Annotated in this window: 16 protein-coding genes; 14 read left to right on the plus strand and 2 right to left on the minus strand. The window is 70.0% G+C overall.

Annotation, left to right across the window (positions count from 1 at the left end; translation table 11 throughout):
- Nucleotides 1–10: 10 nt before the first annotated feature.
- The 6 genes from AB0E90_RS37250 to AB0E90_RS37275 all read left to right on the plus strand — a co-directional run bounded on the left by AB0E90_RS37250 (nt 11) and on the right by AB0E90_RS37275 (nt 7160).
- The gene (locus tag AB0E90_RS37250) at nt 11–1810 is read left to right on the plus strand and encodes a DUF4153 domain-containing protein (RefSeq protein WP_360416424.1); all 1800 of its coding nucleotides are present in this window, start codon (nt 11–13) and stop codon (nt 1808–1810) included.
- 30 nt (nt 1811–1840) lie between these two features.
- Nucleotides 1841–2224 (plus strand): hypothetical protein, encoded by a 384-nt coding sequence (locus AB0E90_RS37255; protein ID WP_360416426.1) that lies wholly within the window; start codon nt 1841–1843, stop codon nt 2222–2224.
- On the plus strand, nt 2221–3843 hold the full coding sequence (locus tag AB0E90_RS37260) for a cation acetate symporter (protein WP_360416428.1): 1623 nt from the start codon (nt 2221–2223) through the stop codon (nt 3841–3843). The genes AB0E90_RS37255 and AB0E90_RS37260 overlap by 4 nt, the downstream gene beginning before the upstream one ends.
- An 81-nt stretch (nt 3844–3924) precedes the next feature.
- Entirely contained in the window at nt 3925–4614 is a 690-nt protein-coding gene (locus AB0E90_RS37265) for a hypothetical protein (RefSeq protein WP_360416430.1), read from the plus strand.
- A 70-nt stretch (nt 4615–4684) separates the two neighbouring features.
- On the plus strand, nt 4685–5464 hold the full coding sequence (locus AB0E90_RS37270; protein WP_360416432.1) for an ABC transporter ATP-binding protein: 780 nt from the start codon (nt 4685–4687) through the stop codon (nt 5462–5464).
- Between the two features lie 103 nt (nt 5465–5567).
- Nucleotides 5568–7160: an ABC transporter permease gene (locus AB0E90_RS37275; protein ID WP_360416434.1), complete on the plus strand. Its 1593-nt coding sequence runs from the start codon at nt 5568–5570 to the stop codon at nt 7158–7160.
- 31 nt (nt 7161–7191) lie between these two features.
- Here the strand turns inward: AB0E90_RS37275 and AB0E90_RS37280 are convergent, their stop codons facing one another.
- Nucleotides 7192–7314, minus strand: coding sequence for a VOC family protein (locus tag AB0E90_RS37280; RefSeq protein ID WP_360416436.1), 123 nt, complete (start codon nt 7312–7314; stop codon nt 7192–7194).
- Nucleotides 7315–7428: 114 nt separating this feature from the next.
- Entirely contained in the window at nt 7429–7659 is a 231-nt protein-coding gene (locus AB0E90_RS37285) for a hypothetical protein (protein WP_360416438.1), read from the minus strand.
- A gap of 142 nt (nt 7660–7801) precedes the next feature.
- Between AB0E90_RS37285 and AB0E90_RS37290 the strand changes: the two genes are divergently transcribed.
- From AB0E90_RS37290 to AB0E90_RS37325, 8 genes are all read left to right on the plus strand, one after another.
- Nucleotides 7802–8287, plus strand: a complete 486-nt coding sequence (locus tag AB0E90_RS37290) for a flavin reductase family protein (protein WP_360416613.1) — start codon at nt 7802–7804, stop codon at nt 8285–8287.
- Between the two features lie 119 nt (nt 8288–8406).
- Nucleotides 8407–8748: a DUF485 domain-containing protein gene (locus AB0E90_RS37295; protein WP_360416440.1), complete on the plus strand. Its 342-nt coding sequence runs from the start codon at nt 8407–8409 to the stop codon at nt 8746–8748.
- The gene (locus AB0E90_RS37300; RefSeq protein ID WP_360416442.1) at nt 8748–10424 is read left to right on the plus strand and encodes a cation acetate symporter; all 1677 of its coding nucleotides are present in this window, start codon (nt 8748–8750) and stop codon (nt 10422–10424) included. The genes AB0E90_RS37295 and AB0E90_RS37300 overlap by 1 nt, the downstream gene beginning before the upstream one ends.
- A gap of 94 nt (nt 10425–10518) precedes the next feature.
- Nucleotides 10519–11595, plus strand: coding sequence for an LCP family protein (locus AB0E90_RS37305; RefSeq protein ID WP_360416443.1), 1077 nt, complete (start codon nt 10519–10521; stop codon nt 11593–11595).
- Between the two features lie 21 nt (nt 11596–11616).
- Complete coding sequence (locus AB0E90_RS37310; RefSeq protein ID WP_360416445.1) at nt 11617–11952, plus strand: rhodanese-like domain-containing protein; 336 nt, start codon at nt 11617–11619, stop codon at nt 11950–11952.
- Nucleotides 11949–12728 carry a glycerophosphodiester phosphodiesterase family protein gene (locus tag AB0E90_RS37315; RefSeq protein ID WP_360416447.1) on the plus strand — a complete coding sequence of 260 codons (780 nt, stop codon included), beginning with the start codon at nt 11949–11951 and terminating at the stop codon, nt 12726–12728. Before AB0E90_RS37310 ends, AB0E90_RS37315 begins: the two co-directional genes overlap by 4 nt.
- A gap of 84 nt (nt 12729–12812) precedes the next feature.
- Nucleotides 12813–13931 (plus strand): HAMP domain-containing sensor histidine kinase, encoded by a 1119-nt coding sequence (locus AB0E90_RS37320; protein ID WP_360416449.1) that lies wholly within the window; start codon nt 12813–12815, stop codon nt 13929–13931.
- A 38-nt stretch (nt 13932–13969) separates the two neighbouring features.
- On the plus strand, nt 13970–14839 hold the full coding sequence (locus AB0E90_RS37325) for a DUF5926 family protein (protein ID WP_360416451.1): 870 nt from the start codon (nt 13970–13972) through the stop codon (nt 14837–14839).
- Nucleotide 14840 lies beyond the last annotated feature (1 nt).

Consider the following 14840-nt stretch of genomic DNA (forward strand, 5'->3'; position numbering starts at 1 on the left):
AGGTTCCGCCATGCCCGAAAACACCCCGCCGCTCGAAAACACCCCGCCGCTCGAAAACACCCCGCCGCTCGAAAACGTCCCGCCGCTCGAAAACGTCCCGCTGCCGAGGAACCAACCGCCCGGGAGCCAACCGCCCGGGAGCCAACCGCCCGGGAGCCAACCGCCCGGGAGCCAGCCGCCGAGGAATCCGCTGCAGGGGCGGCCGGCCGCCGACCCGGCCTGGTTCAACGCGCCGGTCGCCACCGCCACCAGGACCGCGCCGCCGCGGGCCGTCGGGCTGCCGCCAGGGGTCCCGCTCGCGCCGCACGGCCCCTGGCCGTCCGAGACGCTCTGGGCGCGGCAGTTGCCCGGCCCGGCGCGGACGGCGCCGGCCGCCACCATCGCCGCGGTCGTAGCGGCCGCCGTGATCGCCGCGATCAGCCTGCCCCTCGACCGGGCCGGTGTCGGGTGGCTGGTCACCGCCGTGTTCGGCGTCGCGGCGCTGATCGTCAGCGCGATCCTGCCGGGCCGGTCGGCCATCGGGCCACTCCCGCTGGTAATCCGGCCAAGCCCGAAACGGCCGCTGGACGCGTACGGCTGGGCGGCCGCGACCGTCGCCCTGGTCGCCGTCGGGACGTTCCGCTCGGCCGACTGGCTGTTCCAGCTGTGCCTGGTCACGGCCACGCTGACCGGGGCGCTCGCGCTGACCGGCGGCCGATCCATGCGCAGCATCGCGGCCGGTTACACGATGCCGGCGATCGCGATGATCCGGGCGCTGCCGTGGCTGAAGCAGGGCGCGACCCGGCTGCGCGGGCGGGTCGGCGGCGCCGCCAACGTGCGGGTCGCGGCCACCATCGCGGTCTCGATCGCGCTGCTCACCGTGTTCGGCGCGCTGTTCGCGTCGGCCGACGCCGCGTTCGCCCGAGCACTCTCCCACCTCGCCCCGGACGTCAGCGGGCCGTCGGTGTTCCGCTGGATCTTCGTGCTGGCCGTGGCGATCCCGCTGTTCGGCGGGGCCGCGTTCCTGCGGACCGCGCCGCCCGACCTGACCGGTCTCGACGGCACCGAAGGCCGCAAGGTCGCCCGATTCGAGTGGGCGGTGCCGCTGGGCCTGCTCGTGCTGCTGTTCGCCGGCTTCGTCGCGGTGCAGCTCACCGTCCTGTTCGGCGGCAACCGGCACGTGCTGGAGACCGACGGGCTCACCTACGCCCAATACGCCCGCGGCGGCTTCTGGCAGCTCTCCTTCGTCACCGGGCTGACCCTGGTGGTGCTCGCCGGCGCGGCCCGCTGGGCGCCGCGCGACAAGGCCGCCGACCGCCTGCTGCTGCGGATCCTGATGGGCGTCCTCGCCGGGCTCACCCTGGTCATCGTCGGGTCGGCACTGCACCGGATGAACGTGTACGCCGACACCTACGGCCTCACCCGGCTGCGGCTGCTGGTCGCCTGCTGCGAGGCCTGGTTCGGCCTGGTCCTGCTGTTGGTGCTGGTCGCCGGCCTGCGCATCCGGGCGCCCTGGCTGCCGCGGGTCGCGCTCGCGGCCGGCGTGCTGGCCCTGCTCGGCCTGGCCGCGGCCAACCCGGACCGGGTCATCGCCGAGCACAACGTCCGCCAGGCCCGCACCGTCGACCTCGTCTACCTGGGCCGGCTGTCGCCCGATGCGGTGCCCGGGTTGGCCGAGCTCGCCCCGCCGCTGCGCGACTGCGTGCTCCGGGCGATCAACCTGGATCTGCAATATCGGCCGGACGACTGGCGCGGCTGGAACCTCGGCCGCGAGCAGGCGCGCAACATCATCGCGCGCGATCTATCCCCGGTGGCCGGCGACTGCTCTTGACATCCAGGTCAGGACCGCAAGACTCCGGTCATGGACGGCGAGCAGGCTCCACGGCGTACCCGGGTGGTCCTGGGTGAGGTCGCCGCCCGTCGCCGCCCCACCGACCGCACCCACGCCGATCTCGCGGAGCAGACGCCGGTGGGTGAGGCGCTGGTGAAGGGCCTGGTCCGCGCTCAGCTCGCGCTCGCCCTCCGCCTCGCGCTGGTGGTGGTGACCGGGCTGGGCGCGCTGCCGTTGCTGTTCGCGGCGGCGCCCGGCCTCGGCACGGTGAAGGTGCTCGGGATCAACCTGCCGTGGCTGCTGCTCGGCGCGCTGTCGTTCCCATTCCTGGTCGGCGTGGGCTGGGCTTATGTTCGCTGGGCGGAACGCAACGAGCAGGACTTCATCGCGCTGATCCGAAAGCCGGAGCAGTGAACCCGTACACCATCCCGGGTTTGATCGTGGTGGTCCTGGTGACCGTCGGCATCGGCGCCTACGGGCTGCGGTTCGCCCGCACCACCTCGGATTTCCTGGTCGCCTCGCGCTCGGTGAGCCCGTCCTGGAACGCGGCGGCGATCAGTGGCGAATACCTCTCCGCGGCCTCCTTCCTCGGGGTGGCCGGGCTGGTCTTGCGGTACGGCGTGGACGTGCTGTGGTACCCGGTCGGATTCGCGGCCGGCTATCTGGCGCTGCTGATGTTCGTGGCGGCGCCGCTGCGGCGGTCGGGGGCGTTCACCCTGCCGGACTTCTGCGAGGTGCGGCTGCGGTCGGCCCCGTTGCGGCGGCTGGCCAGCGTGTTCGTGGTGTTCATCGGCTGCCTCTACCTGGTGCCGCAGCTGCAGGGGGCGGGGCTGACGTTCACGACCGTGACCGGCGGCTCCTACGTCTGGGGCGCGCTGCTCGTCGGGGTGGTGGTGACCGCGAACGTGGCCCTCGGCGGGATGCGGGCGATCACCTTCGTGCAGGCCTTTCAGTACTGGCTGAAGTTGACCGCCCTGGCCGTGCCGGTCATTTTCCTGATCCTGCAGTGGCAGTCGGACGGGCGGCCGCAGATCGATCCGCCGGCCGGGCCGACGTTTTCGGCCGCCACGTCGGTGGTCGTCTCGGACGACGCGGTGATCGACGGGCGGGTCGTCCACAAGGGAGATGAGCTGCACTTCGAGGCCGGCGCGCCGGTGCCGCGGGTGAGCACGGTCGACGCGACGTTCGGGCCGGACTGGCTGCTGCCCGGGGGCGACACCTCGCTCTTCGCCACCTATTCGCTGATCCTGGCGACGTTTCTCGGCACGATGGGGCTGCCGCACGTGCTCGTTCGGTTCTATACGAACCCGGACGGCGCGTCGGCCCGGCGGACCACTCTCGTCGTGCTCGGGCTGGTCGGGCTGTTCTACCTGCTGCCGACGCTGTACGGGGTGCTGGGGCGGGTCTATACGCCGCAGTTGCTGATGACCGGGCGGACCGACGCGGTCGTGCTGACCCTGCCCGAGGCGATGCTGGGTGGCGGGCATCTCGGGCGGCTGCTCGGGGCGCTGGTCACGGCGGGTGCGCTGGCCGCGTTCCTGTCCACCTCGTCGGGGCTGCTGACCAGCGTGGCCGGGGTGGTCTTCACCGACGTGCTGCACGCCGGGCGCACCGGGTCGGTGCGGGATTTCCGGGTGGCGACGATGCTGGCGGCGATCGTACCCATCACTTTGTCGCTTTATGTCTCTAATATGGATGTATCGCGGGTGGTGGGTTTGGCGTTCGCGGTGGCCGCCTCCAGCTTCTGCCCGCTGCTGGTGCTGGGCATCTGGTGGCGGGGGCTGACCGATTTCGGGGCGGCCGCCGGGGTGCTGATCGGCGGCGGGGCCGCGATGGCCGCCGTGCTGATCACCGTGCTGGGACCGCCGCTGAGCGGATGGCCGGCGCAACTCATCGAGCAACCGGCTGCGTGGACCGTGCCGCTCGCGTTCCTCGTGATGATCATCGGATCACTCGTGACCAGCCGCCGGATCCCGGCCGACGTCGGCGCCACCATGCTGCGGCTGCACGCTCCGGAGTCGCTGCGCATTTAAGGATGTTTAAGGTAAGACCCCCCATCCCCCGTTCGGGACGCTGCGTATTTCCCGGCAGCCACCGAGCAGAGGAGCGGGTCGATGAGGCGTTACCGGCGTAGCGGGAAGATCACCGGACGGACCCGGAAGCTGATGATCGGCGGGGTTGCCCTGGCGATCGCGGGCGGGGCGTTCGCGATCAGCACCGGGGTGAGCAGCGCCGGTGAGAACTGCGTCGGCCTCGACCAGGCGCTCCGGCAGAACCTGCAGTTCATCGCGGCTCAGCGGGCCACTCCGGATGCGCTGTCCGACGCCCGGATCGCCAACCGGCAGGCCGTCGTCGACCTGATCAATCAGCGTCGCCAGGTGGCCGGGTGCACCGCCAACGTGGCGGGTGAAGTGCCCGGCGCGGCAGCTCCCATCAAGACGACAAAGCCGGCGAAGCCAGCGAAGCCGACCAAGCGGCCCGCGACCACCGCGCCCGCGGCTCCGGCGACCACCGCCCCCGCAGCGCCGCCGGCCGCAGGGACCGGCACCGGCACCGACGAGGTCGTCTGCAAGGGCTCCACCGTCACGCTCTCCGGCGAGGGCGGCGCGCCCTTCGCATCGAGCGGAACCTTCCCCCTCGGCACCGTGCTCAAGGTGACGAACCTGGACAACAACCAGAGCATCACCGTCAAGGTCGAAACCACTTCGGGCAGCTGCGTGCTGCTCAACAACGCGGCGTTCGAGCAGGTCCGCGAGCCCGGCAAGTTCCTAATCCGGCGGGCGATCATCGAACGGGTGGGGTGATCCGGCGGCCCGGATCTCGCCACTCGACGGGGGTGGTCCGGGCTGGCCGCCTACCGCTACCGTCAGGCCCATGACGGTGCCGAGGCAACGCACGGATGACCAGGTCGCGGCCATGTCGCTGCACGGTTTGGTGAAGCACTTCGACACCAAGCTCGCGGTCGCCGGCGTCAGCCTCGAAGTCCCCGCCGGGTCCTTCTACGGCTTGCTCGGCCCCAACGGGGCCGGCAAGACCACCACGTTGTCCATGGCCGTCGGCCTCTTGCGCCCCGATCAGGGTCAGGCTTTCCTGCTGGGGTACGACGTCTGGGCCGACCCGGCGGCGGCGAAAGCACGGCTCGGAGTGCTCCCTGATGGCGTACGCCTTTTCGACCGTCTCACCGGCCCGGAACTCCTCGCCTACCACGGTCTGCTGCGCGGCATGGACGCCGCCACCGTCGACACGCGCGCCCGTGAGCTGCTCGAAGTCCTCGAGCTCGGGGCCGGCAACCGCACCCTGGTGGTCGACTACTCGGCCGGCATGAAGAAGAAGATCGGCCTGGCCTGCGCGCTCCTGCACGCGCCCCGGCTGCTGGTGCTTGACGAGCCGTTCGAGGCGGTCGACCCGGTCTCGGCCGCCACCATCCGCGACATCCTCCAGCGGTACGTGGCCGGCGGCGGCACGGTCGTCTTCTCCAGCCACGTCATGGAAGTCGTCGAACGCCTCTGCGACCACGTCGCGATCATGTCGTCGGGCGTCCTGCGCATGCACGGCACGCTTGCCCAGGTGCGCGGCGACCGTTCCCTGGAGGAGGTCTTCGTCCAGGTGGTCGGCGGCCGGGTGGCCACCGGCTCCGAGCTGGCGTGGCTGTGAGAGCCGGGTTTGCGAGCCCCGCAGCGCGAACGAAAGGCCGCGCTGTGAGCGCGAGGAGAGAGCCGGGTTTGCGAGCCCCGCAGCGCGAACGAAAGGCCGCGCTATGAAGCACCTCGGCGTCTGGCCGTTCGTGCGCCTCAAGCTCCGGCTGACCGCCAACGGCCTGCGCGGTCGCCCGACCCGGATCGTGTTGTTCGTGCTCGGCGCGCTGATGGCCGGCTTCTTCGCGATAGCCGGGTATTCGTCGTTCGCCGTGCCGGGCGTGCTCGACAGCGCCCGCTCCGCCGGCATGGCCCTGCCCCTGGGCGGCGCCGGCCTGATCCTGGGCTGGGTGTTCCTCCCGCTGGTCTTCTTCGGTGTGGACGAGTCACTGGACCCGGCCCGCTTCGCCCTGCTCCCGCTGACCCGCCGCACCCTGATCACCGGCCTGTTCACCGCGGCCCTGGTCGGCCTGCCGGCGCTGGCCACCCTGGCCGCGACGGCCGGGATGGTGGACACCGCAGCCCGGCTGGGCGGCCCGGTCGCCGCTTTCACGCAAGCGGTCGGCGTGCTCCTCGGCCTGCTCGTGTGCGTGGCCGTGAGCCGCGCCGTGACCAGCGCTTTCGCCACCGCGCTGAGGTCGCGCCGCTCCCGCGATCTGGCCGCCATCATGCTGGCCCTGCTCGCGGCGGCGATCGGCCCACTACAACTGGCCGCGTTGGCCGGCGCCCAGCGAGCCGACTGGGACACGGTCGGTTCGGTCGCGCACGTGGTGGCCTGGACACCGATGGGTGCGCCGTACTCCATCGGTCTTGATGTTGCCGAAGGCCGCGCGTGGCCGGTCCCGCTCAAGCTGCTGATCGTCCTGACGACGATCGTCGCCCTGCTGTGGTGGTGGAGCACCACGGTGGAGAGCGCGATGGTGGGCAGCGCATCCACGGGCGGCCGCCGGGTCACCGACACCACCCGTTCCCCGGTCGACCTGCTGCTGCTCCGGCGCCTGCCCCGCACCCGGTTCGGCGCCCTGGTGTCCCGCGAGATCCGCTACTGGTGGCGCGAGACGAAACGCCGGGCCAACCTGATCATCTTCGCGATGGCGGCCCTGTTCCTGCCGGTCTCGCTGGCCGTGAGCACCAGCTCGCCGGGCGGCATGACCATCTTCGTGGGCGCCCTGGCCTCGCTGGCCCTGGCCAACCAGTTCGGCTTCGACGGCACCGCCTACGCCGCCAACATCACCACCGGCGTCCCCGGCCGAGTCGAGATCAACTCCCGCGCCACCGCCCACGCGGTCTTCACGATCCCGGTGCTGATCGCCGCGGCCGTGCTGATCGGCCTGCTGTCCGCCGATCCCGCACGAATCCCGGCCACGCTGGGCCTGCTGATCGCCGCGTACGGCGTGGGCGTGGGCCTGGTGCTCCCGCTCTCGGTCCGGGCCGCCTACGCCCTGCCCGAGACAAGCAACCCGTTCGCGATGTCCTCGGGCGGCGGCGCCGGAAAGGGCTTGCTGACCTTCGCCGTCCTGGTGGCCGCCGTCCTGATCAGCCTGCCGCTGCAGCTGATCGCCCTGTTCATCGCCCCGATCTGGCTGTGGATAGGCCTACCGGTAGGCATCGCCTACGGCACCGCGGCCTTCCTGATCGGCTCCGGCATAGCCGCCGACCAACTGGACAAACGAATGCCCGAACTACTGACCGCCATCACCCCGAACCGCTCCTGACCGCGCTACGGCACCGGACGGCGGCCTTTTGTCAGGTCGAGGATGCCGTGTCGTCTCGCCACAGCTCGGTCAGGCCCAGGCGGTCGGTGTAGAAAGCCACGCCGGCGTCCAGATCCGCCACCCGCACCATGACGCAGTCGATTTTTCGGAGCACGGCTTCCTTCCTACCCGCTCGGCCGGATGGCCGGGGACGGCCCGGTGTTGCAGGTGGGCGGGCCCTGCGGCGGGGGCGGCGCCGGTGCGGTTGAGGGAGGGGCCGGCGCGTACCTCAGCTGCGTCTTTTTCTCAGGCCGTCCTGCCGGACGAAAATCACTCGGCGTTCGGTCGCTTCGCCGCCCGGGCCCAGGACGTAACCGTCGATCCACAACCAACCGTCATACGTGTGGCGGGGGTCGACCCGGATCACGCGGAAGGTCAGGGAGCGGCTGCCCTCGAACTGGACGCTGGCGGCGCCTCCCACGTAGAGCACGTCGCCAGGCTGCGGCAACGTCTCAGTCATCCGATCGGTTCCCCATATCGCCCAGTACGTACGCGTCCGCGGAGGGGATTAGGTTACACAGACAGTGTAATAAGTTGTATCCGAAAGTGGCAGTACGACAATGGCGACCGTGACCAGTGAGCTGCCGGGCGGCCGGATTCATATGAGCGACCCCTTCGCCACGCCGGAGGAGGCGAAGTCGGCGGTGCGCCGGCTGCGCGGGCGGCTCGCCGCGCCGGTCACGCTCTGGACCGCGCCGGGGCCGGCCGGGCTCACCGTGTCGTCGATGCTCGTTGCGGACGGTGAGCCGGGGCGGGTTCTCGGTCTCATCGACGAGGAGAGCGAGCTCTGGGATGCCATCGAATCGTCCGAAATGTTCGTTGTCGCGCCGCTCGGGCCGAATGATCAGCAGCTGGCCGACCGATTTGCCGGGTTGATGCCGGCGCCGGGCGGGCTGTTCGCGGGCGGGTCCTGGCAGCAGACCGAGTTCGGCCCGGTCTCCGGAAGCCTCTGGGCCGGCTGCCGCCTGGTCAGCAGCCGTCCGTGCGGCTGGGCCCGGCTCGTCGAGGGAGTCATCGAGACGATCTCCGGCGACGCCCCGCAGCCGCCGCTGATCCACTACCGCGGTCGATATCACAAGCTGGCCTGACCCCCACTCGGCGCAGTCAGACCACCACTCGGCGCAGGGTCCGACCGGGCCCTGCCGGACCGCCGCTGACCTTCGTACGTTCCCGGAAAAGTCCGCCCCCACGAAGGTGGTGAATCCCGGTGACGACAGAAGAAGTGCCTGCCCAGTCCTCCACCGAGAGATATCGGGCCGTCCAACAGTCCGAGGATTTCCAGCGCCTGCGCCGCAAGCTGCGCAACTTCATCTTCCCGATGACCGTTGCGTTCTTCCTCTGGTACCTGCTGTACGTCCTGCTCTCCGCATACGCCCGCGGTTTCATGAGTGCCAAGATCGTCGGAAACATCAACGTGGCCCTGATCTTCGGCCTGTTGCAGTTCGCGTCGACGTTCCTGATCGCCTGGTTCTACTCCCGCTACGCCAACCGGGAACTCGACCCGATCGCCGACAGCATCCGCAACAAGCTGAACGAGGGTGACGAGTAATGCAGAGCCACACCCTCGCCGCCGAGGCCTCGGCCTCCAGCTCCCGCGGACTCACCATCACGCTGTTCCTGATCTTCGTCGCGATCACGCTCGCGATCACGATCTGGGCCAGCCGGCAGACGAAGACCGCCACCGACTTCTACGCCGGCGGCCGCCAGTTCACCGGCTTCCAGAACGGCATGGCGATCGGCGGCGACTACATGTCGGCCGCGTCCTTCCTGGGCATCGCCGGCATCATCGCGCTGTACGGCTACGACGGCTTCCTCTACTCGATCGGCTTCCTGGTCGCGTGGCTGGTGGCGTTGCTGCTGGTCGCCGAGTTCCTGCGGAACTCGGGCCGCTACACGATGGCCGACGTGCTGGCGTTCCGGATGCGTCAGCGGCCGGTGCGGACCGCGGCGAGCGTCTCCACCATCGTGGTGTCGATCTTCTACCTGATTGCCCAGATGGTCGGCGCGGGCGCGCTGGTCTCGCTGCTGCTCGGGATCAAGCCCGGCACGACGTTCCTGGGCATGGACGCGGACACCGCCAAGGTCGCCACGATCATCCTGGTCGGCGCCCTGATGATCGTCTACGTGGTGGTCGGCGGCATGAAGGGCACCACGTACGTGCAGATCGTCAAGGCGATCATGCTGATGACCGGTGCGCTGCTGATGACGATCCTGGTGCTGGCGCACTACAAGTTCAACCTGTCGTCGCTGCTCGGGGACGCCGCCGCGCAGTCCGGCAAGGGCACGAAGTTCCTCGAACCGGGTCTGCGCTACGGCGTGGAGACGGCCGGCGACGCGACGAAGACGTTCTACAGCAAGATGGACCTGGTCTCGCTGGGCATCGCGCTGGTGCTCGGCACGGCCGGTCTGCCGCACATCCTGACCCGCTTCTACACGGTGCCGACCAGCCGGATCGCTCGCAAGAGCGTGCTCTGGGCGATCGGCATCATCGGCGTCTTCTACCTGTTCACCCTGGCCCTCGGCTTCGGCGCGGCGGCGATGGTGGGCGGCAAGGCGATCACCGCGCAGGACAAGGCCGGCAACACGGCCGCGCCACAGTTGGCGCAGGCGCTCGGCATCAAGTTCTTCGGCGGGGAAACCGGCGGCTCGATCCTGCTGGCGGTCATCGCGGCGGTCGCGTTCGCCACGATCCTCGCCGTGGTCGCCGGTCTCACCCTGGCGTCGTCGTCGAGCGTGGCGCACGACTTCTACGCCAGCGTGATCAAACGAGGTGCCGCCTCCGAGCGGGACGAGGTCCGGGTCGCCCGGTTCTCCGCGCTGGGCATCGGCGCCGTGGCGATCGCGCTGTCGATCTACGCGCAGAGCCTGAACGTGGCGTTCCTGGTGGCGCTGGCGTTCGCGGTGGCGGCGTCGGGCAACCTGCCGGCGATCCTCTACAGCCTGTTCTGGAAGCGGTTCAACACCTCCGGGGCGCTGTGGTCGATCTACGGCGGCCTGATCAGCGCCGTGGTTCTGGTCTTCTTCTCGCCGGTCGTCTCCGGCACGCCGACGGCCATGTTCCCGAACGACGACTGGCACTGGTTCCCACTGTCCAACCCGGGCATCATCTCCATCCCGATCGGCTTCCTGTGCGGCTGGATCGGCACGGTGATCTCGAAGGAGGATGACGCCGACAAGTACGCGGAGCTCGAGGTCCGGTCGCTGACCGGCCACGGCGCGCACTGAGGCTGGAAGGGGGGAGTTCGAAAGAACTCCCCCCTTTGTGCCGTTGGAGTGTCTTTCAACGGGCGGAACAGCACCTGGTACGTAACCTGGTTGCATGTCGACGACCACCGGAAGGGCTGCCGTTCCCGGTGGCTCGCAGCAGATCCCGCCGCGCGGCAACCCGTACAGCGGAAAAAAGAAGCTCCGGCCCCGCTGGGGCCGCATCGCCCTGCTGGCCGGCCTCGCCGTCCTGATCATCGCGACCATCGTCGGCATCTCGCTGTACGGCTACGCCAGCAACCTCGACCAGGACCTCAAGCGCACCGACGCGTTCGCCGGGATCACCGGCGACCGGCCGGGCAAGGCGGTCGACGGCGCGCAGAACATCCTGCTGGTCGGCAGCGACTCGCGTGACCCGGACGCCAAGGAGGACACGGCGAACGCCTGGCGCGCGGACACGCTGATCCTCATGCACGTGCCGGCCGACCACAAGTCCGCCCAGCTCATCTCGATCCCCCGGGACCTGTGGGTGGTCGTGCCCAAGAGCAACAGCGCGGCGTGCAGCGACGGCAGCCGGGCGAAGATCAACGCTTCGTTCGCGTTCGGTGGCCTGCCCCGCGCGGTGCACACCGTCGAGTGCCTCACCGACGTGAGGATCGATCACGTCCTGGCCATCGACTTCGGCGGCTTCAAGGAGGTCGTCGACGCGATCGGCGGCGTCGACCTCATGGTGGACAAGACCATCACCTCGATCCACAAGCCGCACCGGGTGTTCACCAAGGGCATGATGCACATGAACGGCGATCAGGCCCTCGACTGGGTGCGGCAGCGTTACCAGTTCCCCCGCGGCGACTTCGACCGTCAGCGCCACCAGCAGGAGTTCCTCAAGGCCCTGATGGAGAAGGCGACGACCAGCGGCATCATCACCAGCCCCAGCAAGCTCAACGACTTCCTCAAGGCCACCACGTCGGCCGTGACCGCGGACAACGACTTCTCGCTCACCGACGCCGCGGTCAACTTCCGCGACATCCGGGGCGGCAACCTCACCTTCATCACCAGCCCCAACAAGGGCAGCGAGACCATCTCCGGTCAGTCCGTGGTGGTGTCCGACCGGGAGAAGGCGCTCGCCCTCTACCAGGCGGTGGCCGCCGACAAGATGACGGACTGGATGTCTGCAAACGTAAAGAAGTGACGATCCCCTAGGCTGATTGCCGTGTTCGGACCACAAGTTCCCAGCGTGACGCCGGCCGAGGTGCCCGCGGACGCATACCTGCTCGACGTGCGTGAGCCCGAGGAGTGGGAGGCCGGGCATGCGCCCGGCGCCCACCACCTGCCGATGATGGAGGTCCCGCCGCGGATGGCCGAGGTGCCGGTCGACGTGGAGGTCGTGGTGGTCTGCCGCTCCGGCGGCCGCTCCGGCCAAGTCGTTTCCTACCTGATGAACAACGGGTGGGACAACGTGCGCAACCTCGACGGCGGCATGCAGATGTGGGCGGCGAGCGGTCGCGAAATGATCAGTGAGAACGGACAACCGGCCCAAGTTCTATGAGACGCCCATTGGTCTTCGCGCACCGCGGAGGCGCCGACGCACTACCGGAGCACACGCTCGGCGCCTATCTGCACGCACTCAAGGAGGGCGCCGACGGGCTCGAGTGCGATGTTCGGCTCACCCGGGACGGCCACCTGGTGTGCGTGCACGACCGCAACCTCAAGCGGACCAGCAACGGCCGGGGTCTGGTCAGCAGCAAGACCCTGGCCGAGCTGGAACCGCTGAACTTCGGCTCGTGGCATCCCAGCTACCCGTCCGATGAGATGCCCGAGCTCAGCCAGCTGCTCACCCTCGACCGGCTGCTGACCGCGATCCGCGAGTCCGGCCGCCAGGTTCGCCTGCTGATCGAGACGAAACACCCGTCCCGGCACGGCGCCGAGGTGGAGCGTCGGCTCGTCGAGATGCTGCGCCGGCACGGTCTGGCGGACAACCGGCCGGACAACCCCATCCACGTGACGGTGATGTCCTTCGCGGCGCTCGCGCTGCGCCGGATCCGGAACCTGGCGCCGGCGATCCCCACGGTCTATCTGCTGGAGATTCTGCCGCCCGGGGTGGGGCGCGGCCGGCTGCCGTTCGGCGCGGGCATCGCCGGGCCGGGCGTCGGCCTGGTGCGGGCGAAACCCACGCTGGTGCCGGCTCTGCGACAGGCCGGCCATCAGGTGTACGTGTGGACCGTCAACGAGCCCGACGAACTCGAAGTGGTGCTGGAGCACGCGGTCGACGGCGTGATCAGTGATCGGCCCAAATTCGTGCTGGATCGGCTCGCGAAAGTGTGACGTCGGCCACGGTACGGTGAATCCGAACAAGATCCGCGTCTACCCATCTGCCGAAAACGAAGGAAGCGAGGCAGACTCGCAGACATGCCGCTGCGCCCCGACTACGCCGCGCTGACCCGGGGTCAGATCGCGGTCTTCGAACGGCTCAACGCCGGCGAGACGGGTCTGCCCGTGGTGCAGCGGATCGTCCGTCTCGCCGAAGAGGTGCTGCGTGGCCTCGGCGCCGGCTTCGTGGAATATTCGGCCGGCCACGGCCGGGTGGTGGCCGCCAGCGGCGCCTACGCGCCCGCGGTCGGCCGCCGGGTCGACGGCGACGCGCTCAACGAGGTCTTCGGTGATCCGCAGCGGGTGCTCGGCGCCCGATGCAAGGCCGGCGAGACCGTCATCGGGTCGCTGCACGTCTACCTGGGCGATCAGGACAAGGCCGGCCCGGAGCAGCGCGACGTGCTGGAACTCCTCGGCGGGACGCTGGGGCGGCTCTACGCCGCCCAGACCAAGACCGACGGCGACCAAAGCCGCCGGCAGGAAAATCGCGACCTCTGGGTGGCGGTGACCAGCCACGAGCTGCGCACCCCGGTGACGGTGATCAAGGGGTACGCGGACACCCTCACCAACCACTGGGACACCCTCGGCGAGTCCGGCCGCCAGGAGGCGGTGCGAGTGATCGGCACCCGGGCCGGCGAGCTGGCCCGGCTGGTCGACCGCCTGCTCTCGGCCACCAGCGAGGACGGTGAGATCGGCGCCGCCGAGGCCGGCCCGTTCGACCTGACCGAGACGCTGCGCGGCGCCGTCGAGGAACTGCCCGCCGACCTGCGCCGACGCATCAAGCTGGGCAGTCTGCCGGCGGACCTGCCGAAGGCGTACGGGGATCGCGACTCGATCGCCACGATCCTGACCGAGCTGGCCACCAACGCCGAGAAGAACTCGCCACCGGACAGCGCGATCGAGCTGTGCGCCGCGTCCGACGGCGACACCCTGCGCTTCCGGCTCTCCGATCAGGGAGACGGCATCAGTCCCGAGCATGTCGAGCGCGCCTTCGAGCGTTACTGGCAGGCCGAGGGCGGCGAGAAACGCCGGCATCCCGGCGCCGGCCTGGGCCTTTACCTGGTTCGCCGACTGGTCGAGCGGCAACAGGGCTGGGTTTCGCTGCGCCCCCGCGAGGGCGGCGGCACCACGGCCGAGGTCCGCCTGCCGCGCGCCTGAATTTCTCTTTGCGGGCGTAACGCCTAGGCTGTCTCGCCGTGAGCAAGCGTCGCCAAACCGCACCCAAACGTGAGAAGGTCCGCGACATCTTCGTGGCCCGCCCGTTCGAGGGCCTCACTGACGAGCCCGAGTGGATTGCCCTGCGTGAGCTGGTCCCGGCCGCCTCGGCGCCGCTGACCCTCAAGCCCGAGATCATCGAGGAGTACGGCGACCGGCAGGTCACGTTGTCGACCGTGCTGCCGATGGCCTGGCCGGCGATGACCCGCACCGACGGCCGGGTGTTCATCGGCCTGCAGCGGCACGTGCAGTCCGGAGACGTCTCCCGCGACCTGTCGGTGGCGATCATGGCCGCGCTGGGCACTGAGCCCGGCGGCACGGTGTCGGTGCCGGCGCTGCCCGGTCAGGGCCCGCGTCTGCAGGACATCCTGGTCGACGGGCCGCTCGAGATCACCATGCAGGACGGCTTCGAGTACTGGCTGGACGCCGACCAGGCCGAGGACCCGAACGTGAAGGCGTCGCTCGAGCGGGCGAACGCGTCGATCTACCCGACCGTGCGGCTGGCGGCGGCGAAGGCGGCGTACTGGTGCCGGGTGGCCCCGGACAAGGGCCACGTGCGCTGGGTGCTGGCCGAGCCGGAGGACCAGGCGCTGGACGCGCTGGCCCGGCTCTCCGCGGCGGGTGAGCTGCTGCTGGGCGAGCAGACCAAGTTCGCCGGCATGTTCCGGGCGCACGGCCTTCTCGTGCCGGTCTGGGACATCCCCGGCGACCCGGAGGCGCCCGACTGGGAGGCCCCGCTCGCCGACTTCGCGAAGCGCTACGCCGACACCCTCGCCGAGACCGGCCCGCTGGACGCCGACGCCCGCCGCGCCAAGCAGGGCCTGATCGGCCGCCAGCTCACGTTGCGCTGAT

The organism is Actinoplanes sp. NPDC026619 (assembly GCF_040638295.1).
In the GTDB taxonomy this organism is placed as follows: Bacteria; Actinomycetota; Actinomycetes; order Mycobacteriales; family Micromonosporaceae; genus Actinoplanes.

What these genes read in the sequence shown, in the direction of transcription:
- AB0E90_RS37250 (WP_360416424.1), top strand. Translation starts at nt 11, where the DNA reads ATGCCCGAAAACACCCCGCCGCTCGAAAACACCCCGCCGCTCGAAAAC.
- AB0E90_RS37255 (WP_360416426.1), top strand. Translation starts at nt 1,841, where the DNA reads ATGGACGGCGAGCAGGCTCCACGGCGTACCCGGGTGGTCCTGGGTGAG.
- AB0E90_RS37265 (WP_360416430.1), top strand. Translation starts at nt 3,925, where the DNA reads ATGAGGCGTTACCGGCGTAGCGGGAAGATCACCGGACGGACCCGGAAG.
- AB0E90_RS37270 (WP_360416432.1), top strand. Translation starts at nt 4,685, where the DNA reads ATGACGGTGCCGAGGCAACGCACGGATGACCAGGTCGCGGCCATGTCG.
- AB0E90_RS37275 (WP_360416434.1), top strand. Translation starts at nt 5,568, where the DNA reads ATGAAGCACCTCGGCGTCTGGCCGTTCGTGCGCCTCAAGCTCCGGCTG.
- AB0E90_RS37285 (WP_360416438.1), bottom strand. Translation starts at nt 7,659, where the DNA reads ATGACTGAGACGTTGCCGCAGCCTGGCGACGTGCTCTACGTGGGAGGC.
- AB0E90_RS37290 (WP_360416613.1), top strand. Translation starts at nt 7,802, where the DNA reads ATGAGCGACCCCTTCGCCACGCCGGAGGAGGCGAAGTCGGCGGTGCGC.
- AB0E90_RS37300 (WP_360416442.1), top strand. Translation starts at nt 8,748, where the DNA reads ATGCAGAGCCACACCCTCGCCGCCGAGGCCTCGGCCTCCAGCTCCCGC.
- AB0E90_RS37305 (WP_360416443.1), top strand. Translation starts at nt 10,519, where the DNA reads ATGTCGACGACCACCGGAAGGGCTGCCGTTCCCGGTGGCTCGCAGCAG.
- AB0E90_RS37315 (WP_360416447.1), top strand. Translation starts at nt 11,949, where the DNA reads ATGAGACGCCCATTGGTCTTCGCGCACCGCGGAGGCGCCGACGCACTA.
- AB0E90_RS37320 (WP_360416449.1), top strand. Translation starts at nt 12,813, where the DNA reads ATGCCGCTGCGCCCCGACTACGCCGCGCTGACCCGGGGTCAGATCGCG.